A 16,788-nucleotide genomic window follows, 5' to 3' on the forward strand; every position below is an offset into this window, starting at 1 on the left:
AGTATCTTGCACAGAACATGATTGTGTTTAAGCTGGCAAACACAATGAATGAATTTGAAAGCCGGTCGGGGCATGGAAATATGTCCTGATGATAGAGTGCGGACGGAAGATTTGTGTCATATATCCAATATCTTCTGTCCGGCTTGAAGGCTTGTATTAATCAGGAGATGACGCTCGGTGTTAATTCGATCACTTAGTCGCTTACTCATATCCACTACAGTTTCAACATTTTTAATTGTTCCTGTTTTAGCAACACATACATTTGCCGAAGCACCCGTTGCTCCCGTACAAACGCAGGCTACCGCTTCTCAGGAAAAGCCTGAGATTAAAACCTCTGACGGCGTTGCAAGTTTTACCCTCCAGAACGGCTTGAAAGTGGTGGTAATCCCCGATCACCGCGCACCGGTTGTCACCCAGATGATCTGGTATCATGTCGGCTCTGCCGATGAAGAAGAAGGCACTTCCGGCATCGCGCATTTTCTTGAGCATTTGATGTTCAAGGGCACCAAAACATTTCAGGCAGGTGAGTTTTCCAATTATGTGACCGAAAATGGCGGTCAGGAAAATGCTTTTACCTCTTATGATTATACCGCTTACTATCAGCAGGTTTCGCCGCAGGCTCTTCCGAAAGTCATGGAATTTGAAGCTGACCGCATGCAAAACCTGATTTTGAATGAAGAGGCGGTCACCACCGAGCGCGAAGTAATTATCGAAGAACGCCGCATGCGGGTGGATTCCAATCCGGGTGCGATGCTTTCTGAAAACACCAATGCGACGATTTTCTATAATCATCCTTATCGCCGTCCGATTATCGGCTGGCGTCAGGAAATGGAAAAACTGAGCCTTGATGATGCAATCAGTTTCTACAAGAAATATTATACGCCCAACAATGCCACATTGATTATTACCGGTGATGTAACACCGGAAAAAGTGCTGGAACTGACCGAAAACAGCTGGGCAAAAGTGCAACGCAGTGCAGAGCCTGGCGATCGGGAGCGGGTGCAGGAGCCTGCCAAGCAAGCTGATCGCATCGTGACGCTGCATGATGAGCGCGTCACCATACCGTCTTTTACAACCACATGGCTGGTGCCTTCTTATGCCAATGAAGCACAGTTTGAAGGCGCTAAGCAAGGCGATGCGGCAGCTCTTAGTCTGCTCAGTGAAATTTTGAGCGGCTCAACCCGTTCAAGATTGTATCAGAATTTCATGGTCAAGCAGTCGATTGCCAGCGGTGTGGATGCAAGTTATCGCGGCGATGCGCTGGATGATGGCACATTCTCGCTGTTTGGTGCGCCACGTGGTGACACAACACTTGGTGAATTGGAACTCCAAGTGAAAGATCAGTTGGCTGCGATCATCAAGGATGGCGTGAGCGAAGCAGAGCTTGATCAGGCACGTAACCGCTTGATGAAATCAGTGATTTTTGCCCGTGATAGTCAGGCCGGAATGGCGCGCATTTATGGTGCAGGTCTTTCTGTTGGTCAGAGCATTGAAGATATTCAGGGCTGGCCGGAAAAAATCAAAAAGGTAACAGCTGACCAGGTCAAAGATGTGGCAAACCGTTATCTCTCAAAACAGAAAACCGTGACCAGCTATTTATTGCCTCCTGATATGGAGCCGAAATCTGCGGTAGCCGTATCGCAGGCAGAAGCGGACAGTGCCGCGCCTGAAAAGGGTGAGCAGCCAAGCGGAGGCGTACAATAATGTTCAAACATCTTCAAAAACAGTTGTCTTCGTTCAAAACATTGGTGCTTGCTGCATCGGCTGTCTTATTGTTGAGCCTGCCGGCATATGCAATTGATATTCAGACAGTTACATCGGAAAAAGGTGTCAAAGCGTGGCTGGTTTCCGATGCGTCTGTGCCGCTGATTTCCATCCGCTTTTCACTCAAAGGCGGTTCTGCACAAGATCCTGACGGCAAAGAAGGATTGGCAAATCTCATGACCGGCCTTTTTGATGAAGGTGCGGGCGACCAGAATGCCGATCGTTTTCAGGAAAATATGGATAATCTTGGCGCGGAAATGAGTTTCTATGCCTCGCAAGACAAGATTATCGGCGGCATGAAAATGCTGAGCGAAAACAAAGACGCAGCCTTTGATTTGTTGAAACTGGCGGTCAATGAACCCCGTTTTGATCAGGATGCAGTGGATCGTATCCGTTATCAGCTGATTGCAGGTATTGAAGCATCACAACGTGATCCGGATTCTATTGCATCACGTAAATTTGCTGAAGCATTTTACGGCAAACATCCTTATGCACGTCCAAGTGAAGGTACTGTTGCATCGCTTAACAGCATCAAACCGGATGATCTGAAAGCATTTCATCGCAAGAATTTTGCCCGTGATAATCTGAATATCAGTGTGGTTGGTGATATTAAAGCAGATGAACTTGCCCCGATTTTGGATAAGATTTTTGGTGACCTTCCGGCAAGTTCGGAACTGGTACCGGTGCCTGATGCCAAACTTGGTTTTGGTGTGACCACATCGGTCACTTATGATTTGCCGCAAACCTCGCTGACATTTGCCTATCCGGGTGTCGATCTGGATGATCCTGATTTCTTTGCAGCCTATCTGATGAACCAGATTATGGGTGGTGGTTTCTCTTCACGTCTTTATGAAGAAGTGCGTGAAAAGCGCGGCCTTGCTTATTCGGTTTCTTCCGGGTTGCAGGTACGTGATCACGCCAACGCTTTGATGATTGGCACCGCGACACGGCCTGAGAAAGCACAAGAATCGCTGAAAATCATCCGCGAACAAGTGGCGAAAATGGCGGCTGAAGGCCCGACAGAGGCAGAGTTACAAACGGCTAAAAACTATGTCATTGGTTCTTATGCGGTGAATAATCTCAATTCTTCATCGGCTGTGGCTAATACATTGGTTGGCTTGCAGGACGCAAAACGCTCAATAGACTTCTTCGATGAGCGTATTGATTTGATTAATGCTGTAACGGCTGATCAGGTCAAAGCAGTGGCTGCCAAACTTTTCAATACAGATCCGGCAATTTTGATTGTCGGGCCTGCCCAGTAATAATGAAGTAAGCGGGATAGAATATGACGACGTCATCACCGACTTTTGCCGTAGCATTTGGCGGTGGTGGCGCCCGCGGTATTGCCCATATTCACATTATTGAAGTCTTGGACGAACTGGGTATCAAACCGGTGGCTATTGCCGGGTCATCTATTGGTTCAATCATGGGGGCGGGGCTTGCCTGCGGCATGAAAGGCAGCGAAATTCGTGCCTATATGACCGAGATTTTCACCCATAATACGGAAATAGCCAAACGTATCTGGCAGACAAAGCCGCAAAGCCTGTCTGATCTGTTTCATGGCGGTTTAAAATTCAGCCAATTCAATATTGAAAAAATTATTGCAGCTTTTCTGCCCGATCAGGTGCCGGTTGATTTTGCCGGGTTAAATATTCCCCTCCAAATCACCGCATGTGATTATTATGCGGCCAGAGAAACTGTTTTTGATACTGGTGATTTACGCTCTGCCATTGCTGCTTCCTGTGCCATCCCGCCATTGTTTTCGCCGGTTCGTCGCGAAGGCCGTATTTATCTCGATGGCGGTTTGTTCAATCCTGTGCCCTATGACCTTTTGAGCGATAAAGCTGACATTATCATTGCGGTCGACGTTATTGGTGTTCCTCCATCTGATAGTGAACGAATGCCGACAACAATTGAAGCGATGATGGCATCCAATATGCTCACCATGCGCTCCATCGTCACCAATAAATTTTTGAATTGCAAACCGGATATATTTTTAAGTCCGGATGTATCGCATATAAGTCTGATTGATTTTTGGAAAATCGAGCAAATTCTCACACAAAGTGAGAAAGTGCGCGATCATCTCAAATATGCGATTGATGATGTTCTTAAAACTCATTCCGCCGCTGGCGTTTGAATGTTTTCATCATCATTGGCATCAATTTGCTCTTTAGTGGCTTGATCCAGTGCTTTACCCTGACGTGAAGGTTTAAGTAGCGGTTCAGGTGTCACCGGCTTGTTAAAGAGCAGGTGACGGCCAGCCAGAATACCTTCTGCCATTTGCACATGCAGGCGGTCTTCATCGCGCTGGCGAACATCCTCGGCAATCGAATAGGCTGTTGCTTCACTGGAACCCAAGGCTTCAAGCGCTTTGCGACCAAACATCAGACCCGATTCCAGCGTTTCACGCAGTTCATATTCGACGCCATGAGCACGTAGCTCAAGACTATGTTCGCGGTCATAGGCGCGCACAAATAGTTTTGCGTCCGGGTAGCTTGCCTGCACCAGCTCGACAATGCGGCTGGTGGTTTCTTTGTTTTGGGTGCAGACGGCAACGATTTTTGCCTGCCGGATACCGGCAGCTTCCAGCACATCCTTGCGGGTGCCATCACCATAATAAATGCGGAAACCAAAACGTCCAGCTGCGCGGATACGATCAGCAGATGTATCAATCACGGTTACACTGACACCACCTGCCAGCAAAATCTGCGCAGTGATCTGGCCAAAGCGGGAAAAGCCGATCATCAAAATATCGGCGCCAGCTCCGTTGAAATCTTCTTCCGGTGCGGCTTGTTCTTTATCTTTGAAAAGTAGCTTATTGCCGATTGCAACCGAGAGAGGGGTGAGCGCCATCGAAACAGTAACAGCCGCCACCAGTTCGGATGCCAAAGCACTGGTGATGATCGCAGCAGCAGAGGCGGCTGAAAACAGCACAAAGGCAAACTCACCACCTTGCGGCAGCAGAAACGCTACGCGGACAGCATCATTGTGGTTGGAGCGGAAAATCCGGCACAATAAATAGGTGATCACTACTTTGATGAACATAAAAATAGGCACAGCAATCAATACGGCTTGCCAATGGGTTACAATTACGGACAAGTTGAGCGACAGACCGACGGCCACAAAAAACAGCCCTAAAAAGATACCGCGGAACGGTTCAATATCGGCTTCCAGCTCATGGCGATAGGATGATTCTGCCAGCAGCACACCTGCAATAAACGCTCCCATCGCCATGGAAAGACCGGCATATTGCAGAAGCATTGCGGAGCCGAGCACGATAAAAAGCGCGGCAGCAACCATCACTTCACGCGCACCGGTATTACCGATGATACGGAACATCGGATTAATCAGATAACGGCCGGCGACAACCAAGGCTGTGATTGCGGCAATGGCGGTGGCAATATGGAAGCTGGCGCTTGCCTGTTCTTCAAGTGGTGAAAGAGCCGGAATAATTGCCAGAATTGGCACAATCGCCAAATCTTGAAACAACAGAATGGAAAAACTGCGCTGACCATATTTTTGGTTGGTGCCGCCGCGATCCTGCAAAACCTGCATCGCAAAAGCGGTGGAAGATAATGCCAAACCATAACCGATTATAATCGCCGCATTGACGCTTAAACCCGCCAGATGAAAACCGGCAAAAGCCAAGGCTGCACCGGTAAGGAGAACTTGTGAACTTCCAAGGCCAAAAATCGAATGGCGCAGCGCCCAGAGACGGGATGGTTTGAGTTCCAACCCGATGACGAAAAGCAGAAACACGACGCCCAGTTCGGCAAAATGCAAAAGCTCTTCGCCGTCACTGATCAGACGCGCTACAGGGCCGATGGTGATACCGGCCGCGAGATAGCCAAGCACGGTACCAAGCCCCAGTTTTTTGAACAAGGGCGCTGCGAGAATAGCACCGCCAAGAATCAGAAGCGCTTGTATGTAAAGATGTCCGCCGTCTTCCAGCATAATTCGGCCTTGAATGTGATCTGTTTGTTAGCAATTAGGCGAGCTTGCCTTGAAGGGGCAAGAATTGCACCCTATACAAGAAAGATATGGCCGGATTCAGTTTCAGGTCTAGCAAATATTGAATAATCATCAACTTGTTTGATGCAAATAATATTCTGGGTAAGCGTGAAAAAGATGACTGATGCCGCCTCTAAATTGATCGATCAGGCTGCTCGCCTCGTAGAGGCTGCAAAACAGGCAGGCGCTGATGCGTCAGATGCGGTTGTGGTGCGGGCGCGCTCCACCAGCGTGAGTGTGCGCCTTGGTAAAGTTGAAGGCACCGAATCATCTGAGAGCGACGAGTTTTCCCTAAGAGTTTTCGTGGGAAAACGTGTGGCCAGTGTTGCGGCCAATAGTGGTGCTGATCCGAAGCAACTGGCAGAACGCGCCGTTGCAATGGCCAAGGTTTCACCTGAAGACCCATATGAGGCTTTGGCCGATCCAAGCCTTCACGTTAAAAATCCGCGTGATCTTGATCTGTTTGATGCGACGGAACTGAACTCACAGCGCCTGACCGAAGACGCATTGGCGATGGAAGCCGCAGCGCTTGAAATATCAGGCATCACCAATTCCGGTGGAGCTGGTGCTTCCTTTGGCCTGGGAGGTTTGGTGCTGGTTACCTCAAACGGTTTTTCGGGCGCCTATCAGGCTTCGCGTTTCGGCCGTTCGGTCAGCGCTATTGCCGGTGAGGGCACCAGCATGGAGCGCGACTATGATTTTAGTTCGCGTCTGCATTTTGCTGATCTGGAAGTGCCGGAGGTGATTGGACGTAATGCCGGTGAGCGCGCTGTACGTCGTCTCAATGCGCGGCAAGTGGCGACAGGGCCGGTGAATGTCATTTTTGATCCGCGTATTGCGCGCGGCATGGCTTCCCATTTGGCTAGTGCAATAAATGGTGCCTCTGTTGCGCGTAAAACCAGCTTTTTACGCGATAAAATGGGGCAGCAGATTTTAAAATCCGGCATTAATGTCACCGATAATCCGCTGCGTGTGCGCGGCTCCTCTTCACGTCCCTTTGATGGTGAAGGTATTGAAGGTCAGCCATTGGTGATGGTAGAAGATGGTGTCTTGCAGCATTGGACATTATCGGGTTCAACGGCGCGAGAATTGGGCCTTCGAGGCAATGGCCGCGGTGTGCGTTCCGGTTCGGTTGTCTCTCCGGCTTCCACCAATTTTGCCATTGAACCGGGTGAACAAACACCAGAAGATCTGATCAAACAGATCGTCACTGGTTTTTATGTGACGGAAGTTTTCGGTCAAGGTGTTAATATGGTTACCGGTGAATATAGCCGTGGTGCTTCGGGTTTCTGGATTGAAAATGGCGAATTGGCCTTTCCGGTTTCGGAAGTCACCATCGCCGGCCGTTTGCAGGATATGTTTTTGAATATGACACCAGCCTCGGATATTGATCGTAACTTTGGTATGACCTCTCCGACTTTGGCAATTGAAGGAATGACGCTTGCCGGAAACTAATGGGCCGGAAATTAACGAGATGATGCAAAACCTGCCGCTTCCGCAAGATGAACTGGCGCTGCTGAAGCAAGCTGCGGCAGAAGCGGGTAGCATTGCTTTGCACTATTTCAAAAAAGATCCGGATGTCTGGTATAAAGAGGGTAACTCGCCTGTCACAGAAGCAGATTTTGCCGTCGATAATTATTTGCGCAAAACATTGCTGCAAGCGCGCCCCGATTACGGCTGGATATCAGAGGAAACGGTCGATGAGCGCGATGTGGTGCCACGTCAGCGGTTCTTTGTGGTTGATCCGATCGACGGCACCCGTTCATTTATTCGTGGTGATGATCAATGGTGCGTGAGCATTGCGATTATCGAAAATGGCCGCCCACTTGCCGGTGTTTTGGAGTGTTCCGTGCGCGGTGAAGTGCTGGAAGCTCATTGCAATGGTGTTGCTTTGCAAAATAATTTGCCGATCCGTGTGGGCAGTCAAAATGCAGGTGAACCATTGAGCATTGCTTTATCGCGCTCCGCTTTTGACAGCCTGCCGGATAATTTACGTGATCGTGTGCATCTACACCCTTATGTGTCGTCATTGGCTTATCGTATTGGTATGGTGGCGCGTGGTGAAATTGCGGGTACATTTGTGCGGCCTCATTCCAATGATTGGGATTTGGCGGCTGCTGATCTGATCTTAAGCCGGGCCGGAGGCCGTCTGGTGGATGTGGCAGGTGTGCCGCTTCATTATGGCGGGGCATCATCGGGGCAGGGCGCATTGGTTGCTTCCAGCGGTAAATTGCTGGAAGAGATGTTGAGTGTTGTCGCCGCTTAAGCATTGCGCTAAGCAGGCGGTTAAATCGAACTGTTTCAGGAATGGATCATTATGAGCAACGACGGCGATAAAAAACAATTGCTTCATTTGGTTTTCGGCGGTGAGCTGAAAAACCTCAACTCGATGGAGTTTCGTGATTTAGACCAAATTGATATGGTTGGTATTTATCCGAACTATGAAACCGCTTTGCACGCATGGCGTTCAAAAGCACAACAGACTGTTGATAACGCGCATATGCGTTATTTCATCGTGCATATGCATCGCCTGCTGGATCCTGCGACTGCCGCAGCTTCTATCAGCTCGCAGAGCTAATATTTTTCTTAAGATTTATCAGCGCAAGCCGGTCTGTTAAATCCCGTCAGACCATAGTTTGCGCTGATATTGTTTTAATAACTTCAAGAGTACGCTATTCGTGAATAATCAAGACGCAGATCGCGCTGTACTACCTGAACCTTCCGGTGAAGAAAAACCGGAACAAAAGCGTTCGGGCTTTTTAAAGCCGTTTTGGCGTAAAATTCGCGGGCCGCTGGCACGCTCAGCATTTGTCAAATCATTGTTGGTTAGCTTGATTACCAATTATCTGCGTCTGGTCAATCTCACCAACCCAATGCCGAAAGCGGCAAAGGAAACGATACGTATCGCGGGCGAAATTGCACCTTTTATTGTCACCTTCTGGCATGGTCAGCATTTAATGGGGCCTTTTGTGCGCCCGAAATCCGCACCAACTGTTGCGATGTTTTCGCGCTCTAATGATGCGGAATTAAATGCGAAAGTGGCCGAACGTTTGGGCTTGGAAATTGTGCGTGGTTCTGGCGGTCGCGCAGAAACAACCCGTGTTGAAAAGGGCGGCGCACGCGCATTGCTGACTTTAAAAAATGCATTGAAAAATGGCAAATCCGCAGCCATGATTGCTGATATTGCTCATGGAACGGCGCGTGAGGCGGGAGAGGGAATTATTTTGCTCGCAAAATTATCAGGCCGCCCCATAATTGCGACAGCCTATGCGTCTACTCGTAAAATAGTTCTTGAAAAAACTTGGGACAAGACCACTATTCCATTACCCTTCGGACGGGCAATGGTGATTGCAGCCGAACCGGTTTGGGTACCTGCTGATGCTGATGCGGAAATTTTGGAAGCCAAGCGTCAGGAACTGACACAAAAATTAAACGAGGCTACAGCGCAAGCTGCTGCCGCTTTGGAGAAAGCATCATGAGCGAACGCTGGGCGCGCAATGTGCTGACCGCTTATCGGGTCATTGGAACTTGTCTCTACCCGTTTGTTGGTACCTATGTGCGCTATCGTACGCTAAAGGGCAAAGAAGACCGTCAGCGCCGCAATGAGCGCTATGGCAAAACCAACATTGCCCGCCCAAACGGTCCGTTGATTTGGGTTCATGCCGCAAGTGTTGGCGAAACCACTGCCATTATGCCATTGGTTGAGCGGTTGGCTTGCCGTGATATCACTGTTTTATTCACCACCGGTACGATGACATCGGCAAAATTGGTCGCCGATCATATGAGTAATCATATTATCCACCAATTTGTGCCTCTGGATTTGAAACCGGCGGTCGAGCGTTTTTTGAACCATTGGAAGCCGGATTTGGCAATTACGTGTGAATCGGAAATTTGGCCGACCACGATCCAGATGCTGGGGACGCGCCGCATTCCGCAAGTGCTGGTCAATGGCCGTTTGTCTGACCGTTCCTTTGCTGCTTGGAAAAAACGCTCCTCTATTGCCGAGGCTTTATTTGCGAATTTCTCACATGTTGTTGCGCAATCCGAACTGGATGCGGAGCGATTCCGTGCTCTTGGGGCGCGTCCTGTCACTGTATCCGGTAATTTGAAAGTTGATAGCGCCCCGCCGCCGATCGACAAACAGACGCTGGCACGTATGTTGGACGAAATTGGTACGCGCAAGCGTTGGGCGGCGGTTTCAACGCATGAAGGCGAAGAAGAAATTTGTGCGCAGGTGCATAAAATGCTGACCGTACGCCATCCTGATTTGCTTACCATCGTGGTGCCGCGCCATCCGGTGCGCGCGGATGAGCTGGAAACCATGTTTATGACCCATGGTTTGAAAGTGGCAAGGCAAAGCCGCGGTGACGTGATCGAGCCGGATACGGCCATTTTCATGGGCGATACAATCGGTGATATGGGGCTTTATCTGCGTTTGACTGATATTGCCTTTGTCGGCAAATCTCTGGTGGGTGAGGGCGGTCACAATCCGCTGGAACCGGCGATGCTCAATACGGCGGTTTTATCGGGCAGCAATGTGCAGAGCTTCCGTGATTCCTATCAGCGACTGATTAAAAACGGTGGCGCGCGACTGGTTAAAGACCGTGAAATGCTCGCGGGTGCGGTTAATTTCCTTTTCAATAATCCAAAGCATCTGAAAGTGATGATTGCGGCTGGTTTGCGTACAGTGCTTGACATGCGTGGTTCACTGGAACGCACCGTTTTGTCACTGGAGCCGTTTATTCAGCCGTTGCTGGTACAAGCACAATTGACCAGTGCGGCGCATGATGATGCCAAAAATCCAAAACGGACTAAACGAGGCGCTTGATGGCGGGGCAGGCTCCATCCTTTTGGTGGCAAGCTCCAAGCTGGCGCTCCGCTCTGCTGGCTCCATTGGCCTGTATTTATGGCATGGTTGCTGCCCGTAATCTTACTAAACGTGTGGGTGCCCGCATTGATGTGCCGGTTTTATGCATCGGCAATTACACGGTTGGCGGAGCCGGAAAAACACCAACTGCTATTTACTTTGCCGAACTTGCCCGTGATGAAGGTTTTATTCCCGGTATCGTTTCACGTGGCTTTGGCGGCAATTATAACGGTGTGCATCTGGTTGATCCTGAAACCGATAGTGCCAAGCTGGTGGGTGACGAGCCATTATTATTGGCGCGACATGCCAGCGTTGCTGTTTGCTCCGATCGCTCCCATGCCGCAGAATTTTTAAAAACACGCGGTTGCGATTTCATCATTATGGATGATGGCTTTCAAAGTGCGCGACTTTATGCCGATTACGCGCTTTTGGTGGTGGATGCCTCACGCGGCATCGGCAATGGCAAGATTATTCCGGCAGGGCCATTACGCGCGCCGCTCAATGTGCAGATGGCAAAAACCGATGGCATTTTGCGCATTGGCACTCAAAATGTGGCTGACAATTTAATAAAACAAGCGCATGCGGCTGGTAAACCAATTTTTGATGCGGTTTTGCAAGCTTCATCAAAGAGTGATTTAGCAAATGGTCAATTTTTGGCTTTTGCAGGTATCGGCAATCCGGAGAAGTTTTTTGTAAGCCTTCGCGCAACTGGCGCCGTTATTGGCGCGACGCGCGAATTTGCCGATCATCACCCGTTTACGCCACAAGATATTGCACAATTGCACGATGAAGCGGCAGCTAATAACCTTCGTTTGATTACGACTGCCAAGGATTATGTGCGCTTGGCTTCACAGCCGGATATAGACCGAAGCTTTGTTGAGAAACTGTCAGTGTTGGATGTGGAATTGAGCTTTACAGACAAAAGTGCTGCAAAAACCATTTTCTCAACGGTTTTGCAGCGCTTTGAAGCTCGACAATAATTAATTATTTGTCGCGTTTGCGTAATTCCGGATGCATGTCCAACTCACGCTGGAAAGAAATCTCGCCGGTGGCATAGGCTTCCTGACGCTCGACGCTCCAATATTTCAGCTCGTCGAGCGGAATTTTAGCACCGCTGACCGCACAAAGTACATATTCGCCCATGGTCAGAATATCAAAATCACCATCGAGATAACGGATACGGGCTTCTGTTGAGTGCGAGCCGCCAAAATTGTTCATGTTCTTATCCAGTTCGTTCTTTTTTAGAGCGTGTCGCGCTTTTTTGTATCTATTGCGCGCGCTCTAACATTTTAGTTTACGCATGTCTTTATCCCAAAACAGGTAGTCACTTTTTGGAGACATGCTCTTGTTTAACGACGTCCGAACAATCGTTCGATGTCGCTGAGTTTCAGTTCAATATAGGTTGGACGACCGTGATTGCAGGTGCCGGAGCCGGGCGTTGCCTCCATCTGGCGCAACAAAGCATCCATTTCCTGCTGTTTCAAGCGGCGGCCGGAGCGCACGGAGCCGTGACAAGCCATTGTCGCTGCCACATGATCAAGCATTTCCTGCAAGCCATTGGCGGTATCATGCTCGGCAATTTCATCGGCTAAATCACGAATGAGCTGCGGTACATTCATTTCGCCAAGCATGGCAGGTGTTTCACGCACTGCCACAGCACCCGGCCCAAAGGGTTCAACGCCTAAACCGAAACGCTCCAATGTTTCGCTATGGGCGGTCAAACGGTCGGCATCTTCTTCCGGCAGATCGACAATTTCCGGAATAAGCAGCATTTGTGATGCCATTGGTTTGGAATGAAGCGCTGTTTTCAATGCTTCATAAACGAGACGCTCATGGGCTGCATGCTGATCGACAATCACCAGACTGTCTTCCGTCTGTGCGACAATATAATTGGCGTGTACTTGTGCGCGTGCAGCACCCAGCGGCATCGCCATAATTTCGGTTTCAGGTTCGGCCATACCGGCACGCGCATCAGCGGTCGGAATGCTGATATCGGCAAAAACCGATTGCCCTGCTTCATTCATACCAGTTGGCGTTGTGTGTTGTGGTGAGGTGCTGCCATCCAGATCAAGCGGGCGATGAGCCGGATGAGCCGTTGCCGGCGACCATTCCTGGCGCGGTTGATATGCTTGCCAGTCTCGGCTCGCAAATTGCGGGCGATAGCTTGAAGCTTGCTGAGGCGGCATGTTGGATGAGGGTTGCAAACCCTGCGCTCTGAAGGCTTCCATCATGTTGGTGGCAGCATTGGTTGACGCACGGATGCCGGATTGCGCATGCGCCTGTTTGATAGAACCGACAATCAGCCCGCGCACGAGCCCCGGATCACGAAAGCGCACATCGGCCTTGGCCGGATGCACATTGACATCCACCAATGCCGGATCAAGATTTAAAAACAGCACCGCAACCGGATGGCGGTCGCGCGCAATCACATCCATAAAGGCACCGCGCAGCGCACCAAAGATTTGCTTGTCGCGCACAGGGCGACCATTGACATAGGCGAACTGATGCTGGGCATTGCCGCGGTTAAATGATGGAATGCCGACAAAACCGGAAAGACGCACCCCATCACGCTCCGCATCAATAGCCAAAGCATTTTCGGCAAATTCCTTGCCCAATATTTGCGAGATACGCTCAAGCATGGCTTGGCTGCCGGTGCCGGTGGCGGGCAATTCCAGATTGGTGCGATCTGTTCCGGCCAGAGAAAAACGAATATGCGGAAAGGCAATGGCAATGCGCTTGATCACTTCTGTGATAGCGGTTGCCTCGGCGCGATTCGTCTTCATGAATTTTAAACGGGCAGGCGTTGCGAAGAAAAGATCGCGTACTTCTGCAATCGTGCCGACATTCAAAGCAGCAGGGCGGGGCTCGGCCACATGGCCACCTTCAACACTCACTTCAAAACCGCTATCGGCGGTTCTAACGCGTGATTTCAAACTCAGTCGCGCCACCGAGCCAATGGAAGGCAAAGCCTCGCCACGAAAGCCCAGTGCGCGAATGTCATGCACATCATTATCGAGTTTTGATGTGCAGTGACGCGAGATCGCCAAGCTCAACTCAGCTTGCGGAATACCGGAACCGTTATCGATGACGCGCAACAACGTCTTGCCGCCACCGGCGGTGACAATTTCAATCCGGTCAGCCCCTGCATCAATCGCATTTTCCACCAGCTCTTTGATAACGCTGGCCGGACGCTCGATCACTTCACCCGCAGCGATCTGATTGATGATGGTTTCGTTGAGATGTTTGATAGACATTGCTGATCTTAATTATTTTGCCTAATTATTTTGTAAGCCGCGGGTGATGCTGTAAATTTGCGCGGAACGGGCACCGGAACGGCAGAAACCAAGCACAGGGCCTTCAGCTTTGGCGAGAGCCTCTGCCATAACGTCCACATCTTCCTGTGTCAGCATACCTCCGGAAAAAGGCACATGCACTGCGGTAATACCAACTTTTTCAGCCACTTTGGCGATTTCGGCAAAATTGGGTTGGTCTGCGCCACCTTCACCATCAGGGCGATGGCAGATCACCATCTGGAAGCCTTGAGCGGCAAGATCACGTATATCATCAGGCGAAATCTGGCCGGTGACTGAATAAATATCGTCGATTTGGCGAATGTCCATTGTGCTACCCTGCGGTTATTGCTCATTGTCCGTATGGGACGGAATATCGTTGGAGCTTCAGAATCTTGAAGCCATACATATAAGTCTAATATGGGATAAATTAACGGGAGAAGCCATGTCTAATGAAAAATCTTCACGGCTTGTTCAGCGACAAATTTATCGGGAAGGCGTTTTTTCAAGTTCGACACGCATGGTGCCGGAAGAAGTAGCTGTTGCGATGAGTTTTGGTGGCACAACCCATGCGGTGATGATGGCAACACCCGATGATTTGGAAGATTTTGCCATTGGTTTTGCTTTGACCGAAGGTGTTATTGGAAAAATGACCGATATTGAGACCATCAATATCGTGTCGGTTGATGGTGGTTTTGATGCACAAGTGACACTGAAAGAGCAGTCACGCGCGCATTTCAATGCGCGTCGCCGCCATATGGCAGGGCCGGTCGGCTGTGGTTTATGCGGGATTGAATCGATCGAACAAGCGCTGCGTCCGGTGCCGCAAGTGGATATAGCCAATGCAAAATTCTCAGCCGCAGACATTACAGGCGCAATGGCAGATTTAGCGGCCAAGCAAAAACTCAATAGGACAACGCATGCCGTGCATGGCGCAGGGTTTTATTTGAAAGGGCAGGGCGCCGTCATCGTGCGGGAAGATGTCGGGCGGCATAATGCACTGGACAAATTGGCTGGCGCTTTATTGCGCAACACATATGTCTCAAACCAAGGATTAGTGGCCGTAACCAGCCGGTTATCAGTGGAGATGGTGCAAAAGTCTGCCATTATTGGCGTACCCTTATTGGCAGCTATTTCTGCACCCACAATGCTTGCGATTGAAACGGCTGAAAAAGCAGGGCTTACATTGGTGGCGCTAGTCCGCGGCAAAGAATTTGATATTTACACACATCCAGAGCGGGTGCTGCCCACATAAAAACGGCGGGAAATCCCCGCCATTTTCGTTGATAGAGTGATTACGCCGTCAGTGCTTTGATGCGTTCACGCTCGGTCACAATCTGCATGGCAGCATGGGCAGCCTCCACGCCTTTGATTTTGAAATGCGCATGGAAGAACTGATGATGTTCATCGCTATTGTGATAATGATGCGGGGTGAGCGACACGCTCAATACCGGCACATTGGTTTCCAGCTGCACCTGCATCATGCCGTTAATCACAGCAGTTGCGACAAAATCATGGCGATAAATGCCGCCGTCAATCACGAAAGCACAACCGGCAATCGTCTCATAACGACCTGTTTCAGCCAGCATTTTGGCCATCAGCGGGATTTCATAAGCGCCGGGCACATCGAAGATTTCAACTTCAACTTTATTGCCGGAAATTTTGGCGATCTCATCAATAAAGCTTTTACGCGCTTCATCAACAATATCGGCATGCCAGCGTGCCTGAATAAATGCAACTTTGAAAGCTTTTGTGTTCGGATAGCTCTGTGTCATAGGTTCCTCACGAAACTAGATACAGGGCGTACAAAAAAATACCCATAAAAATCCGCACGTCACCTTTGGCTACGCTCAGATCCTGAGTCTTCTTTCGCTCTCTTCCATCCGGACTATACCGTCGGCTCCGGCATCGCACCGGATCTGCTGACCTTAAACTTGCCATGCAAGTATAAGCGCTCGCGGGCTCAAAGCTTGAATGTTCAAACTTCATACCGCCGGTGGGGAATTGCACCCCGCCCCGAGAACAAGACCGCACGGGATTGCGCGGCTATGACAAATGTAGGTTTTGTTATGGTGTTTGTCCAGAGGCTTTAGTTGCGTTGCAAAGATGCCGCTGGAATCAGAAATGAGATCGGGCAAGGAAAAAGAGCGCTTCATTATTGCCAATGAAACGCTCTTTCTCAAATGTGCCTGGAGGGCAAGAAAACTGTTCTGCTTTGACGTGATCGCCAAGGCTGCTGATAGTATTAATCTATCAGCCGATTCTTATAAGAGGCTTAGTCTTGTTAGACTTGACCTCTTAGATAGCAGTTTCACGTGCAGGGGATTAAAATCTTCTTAACAAAATAGGAATTCTTGGTTGTTTTGTCTGATCTTTGTTCTGGTCACCATTTTTCATAGTCACCCGAAAACCGATTGCAAACCAACGGTTATATCTCAATTTTACACTTTAATCAGTGCAGAAGATCAAAACCCATCACTGCGATAGCCAGTGCAGTATTCAGGCTGATAATCATCATAGAATAGAGAACTGCGGTTCTTGTCAGATCGCTCATGCTATATCCCTTTCCGTCACCCTGAAAATGTCCCCAGTCTCATTCAGGAAATTCGTTAAAAACACTGTCTTCACACAATGTAACAGCGTGTAACCTGTGGCGCAACCCTCGAAATGACATTTGTGAACGCGTGTAACACTTGGTGAGTTTCGAGGCGTCGGAAAGTGCAATGTTTTCAATAATAGGAGCGCTTTTTTGTCACTAATTTTTTATCAACTTTAAGCTGTTATTTGGTGTTTTCTTGATTAAACTAAGCCAAGCCATCAAGACAGAAAGCCCGTAAATACGGAAATTTCCTGTAA

At 49.5% G+C, this 16,788-nt stretch carries 15 protein-coding genes and 1 riboswitch; of the genes, 10 read left to right on the forward strand and 5 right to left on the reverse strand.

What is annotated here, in order from left to right; genetic code table 11:
* Window positions 1–183: 183 nt before the first annotated feature.
* From JNC77_RS03845 to JNC77_RS03855, 3 genes are read left to right on the forward strand one after another with little or no spacing between them, the layout of a single operon-like run.
* Complete coding sequence (locus JNC77_RS03845) at window positions 184–1,704, forward strand: M16 family metallopeptidase (RefSeq protein WP_374830483.1); 1,521 nt, start codon at window positions 184–186, stop codon at window positions 1,702–1,704.
* The gene (locus tag JNC77_RS03850) at window positions 1,704–3,026 is read left to right on the forward strand and encodes a M16 family metallopeptidase (protein WP_374829597.1); all 1,323 of its coding nucleotides are present in this window, start codon (window positions 1,704–1,706) and stop codon (window positions 3,024–3,026) included. The genes JNC77_RS03845 and JNC77_RS03850 overlap by 1 nt, the downstream gene beginning before the upstream one ends.
* Before the next feature lie 23 nt (window positions 3,027–3,049).
* Window positions 3,050–3,901: a patatin-like phospholipase family protein gene (locus tag JNC77_RS03855; protein ID WP_374829599.1), complete on the forward strand. Its 852-nt coding sequence runs from the start codon at window positions 3,050–3,052 to the stop codon at window positions 3,899–3,901.
* Here the strand turns inward: JNC77_RS03855 and JNC77_RS03860 are convergent.
* A complete protein-coding gene (locus JNC77_RS03860) occupies window positions 3,880–5,718 on the reverse strand; it encodes a monovalent cation:proton antiporter-2 (CPA2) family protein (protein ID WP_374829601.1) in 1,839 nt (612 codons plus the stop codon). The genes JNC77_RS03855 and JNC77_RS03860 overlap by 22 nt on opposite strands.
* Before the next feature lie 174 nt (window positions 5,719–5,892).
* On the opposite strand from JNC77_RS03860, the gene JNC77_RS03865 reads away from it, so the two are divergent.
* The 6 genes from JNC77_RS03865 (at window position 5,893) to lpxK (ending at window position 11,622) form a co-directional block, all read left to right on the forward strand.
* The gene (locus JNC77_RS03865) at window positions 5,893–7,230 is read left to right on the forward strand and encodes a TldD/PmbA family protein (RefSeq protein ID WP_374830485.1); all 1,338 of its coding nucleotides are present in this window, start codon (window positions 5,893–5,895) and stop codon (window positions 7,228–7,230) included.
* A 19-nt stretch (window positions 7,231–7,249) separates the two neighbouring features.
* Entirely contained in the window at window positions 7,250–8,041 is a 792-nt protein-coding gene (locus JNC77_RS03870; protein ID WP_374830487.1) for a 3'(2'),5'-bisphosphate nucleotidase CysQ, read from the forward strand.
* A gap of 51 nt (window positions 8,042–8,092) precedes the next feature.
* Complete coding sequence (locus JNC77_RS03875) at window positions 8,093–8,353, forward strand: DUF4170 domain-containing protein (RefSeq protein WP_374829603.1); 261 nt, start codon at window positions 8,093–8,095, stop codon at window positions 8,351–8,353.
* A 100-nt stretch (window positions 8,354–8,453) separates the two neighbouring features.
* Window positions 8,454–9,254 carry a lysophospholipid acyltransferase family protein gene (locus tag JNC77_RS03880; RefSeq protein WP_374829605.1) on the forward strand — a complete coding sequence of 267 codons (801 nt, stop codon included), beginning with the start codon at window positions 8,454–8,456 and terminating at the stop codon, window positions 9,252–9,254.
* Window positions 9,251–10,603 (forward strand): lipid IV(A) 3-deoxy-D-manno-octulosonic acid transferase, encoded by a 1,353-nt coding sequence (gene waaA, locus JNC77_RS03885; RefSeq protein ID WP_374829607.1) that lies wholly within the window; start codon window positions 9,251–9,253, stop codon window positions 10,601–10,603. Before JNC77_RS03880 ends, waaA begins: the two co-directional genes overlap by 4 nt.
* Complete coding sequence (lpxK, locus tag JNC77_RS03890; protein ID WP_374829609.1) at window positions 10,603–11,622, forward strand: tetraacyldisaccharide 4'-kinase; 1,020 nt, start codon at window positions 10,603–10,605, stop codon at window positions 11,620–11,622. Before waaA ends, lpxK begins: the two co-directional genes overlap by 1 nt.
* Before the next feature lie 4 nt (window positions 11,623–11,626).
* Here the strand turns inward: lpxK and JNC77_RS03895 are convergent, their stop codons facing one another.
* From JNC77_RS03895 to JNC77_RS03905, 3 genes are all read right to left on the reverse strand, one after another.
* The gene (locus tag JNC77_RS03895; protein ID WP_374829611.1) at window positions 11,627–11,860 is read right to left on the reverse strand and encodes a DUF2093 domain-containing protein; all 234 of its coding nucleotides are present in this window, start codon (window positions 11,858–11,860) and stop codon (window positions 11,627–11,629) included.
* Between the two features lie 131 nt (window positions 11,861–11,991).
* Window positions 11,992–13,896 (reverse strand): DNA mismatch repair endonuclease MutL, encoded by a 1,905-nt coding sequence (gene mutL / locus JNC77_RS03900; RefSeq protein WP_374829613.1) that lies wholly within the window; start codon window positions 13,894–13,896, stop codon window positions 11,992–11,994.
* Window positions 13,897–13,917: 21 nt separating this feature from the next.
* A complete protein-coding gene (locus JNC77_RS03905) occupies window positions 13,918–14,262 on the reverse strand; it encodes a protein tyrosine phosphatase family protein (RefSeq protein WP_374829615.1) in 345 nt (114 codons plus the stop codon).
* A gap of 115 nt (window positions 14,263–14,377) precedes the next feature.
* Here JNC77_RS03905 and fdhD point away from each other — a divergent pair, with 115 nt between their 5' ends.
* On the forward strand, window positions 14,378–15,187 hold the full coding sequence (gene fdhD, locus JNC77_RS03910) for a formate dehydrogenase accessory sulfurtransferase FdhD (protein WP_374829617.1): 810 nt from the start codon (window positions 14,378–14,380) through the stop codon (window positions 15,185–15,187).
* Window positions 15,188–15,227: 40 nt separating this feature from the next.
* Here the strand turns inward: fdhD and JNC77_RS03915 are convergent, their stop codons facing one another.
* Window positions 15,228–15,707: a 6,7-dimethyl-8-ribityllumazine synthase gene (locus JNC77_RS03915; protein ID WP_374829619.1), complete on the reverse strand. Its 480-nt coding sequence runs from the start codon at window positions 15,705–15,707 to the stop codon at window positions 15,228–15,230.
* Between the two features lie 92 nt (window positions 15,708–15,799).
* A riboswitch (FMN riboswitch) is annotated at window positions 15,800–15,960 on the reverse strand.
* Between the last annotated feature and the right edge of the window lie 828 nt (window positions 15,961–16,788).

The sequence above is a fragment of the Paenochrobactrum pullorum genome (assembly GCF_041929845.1).
Classification (GTDB): Bacteria; Pseudomonadota; Alphaproteobacteria; order Rhizobiales; family Rhizobiaceae; genus Paenochrobactrum; species Paenochrobactrum pullorum.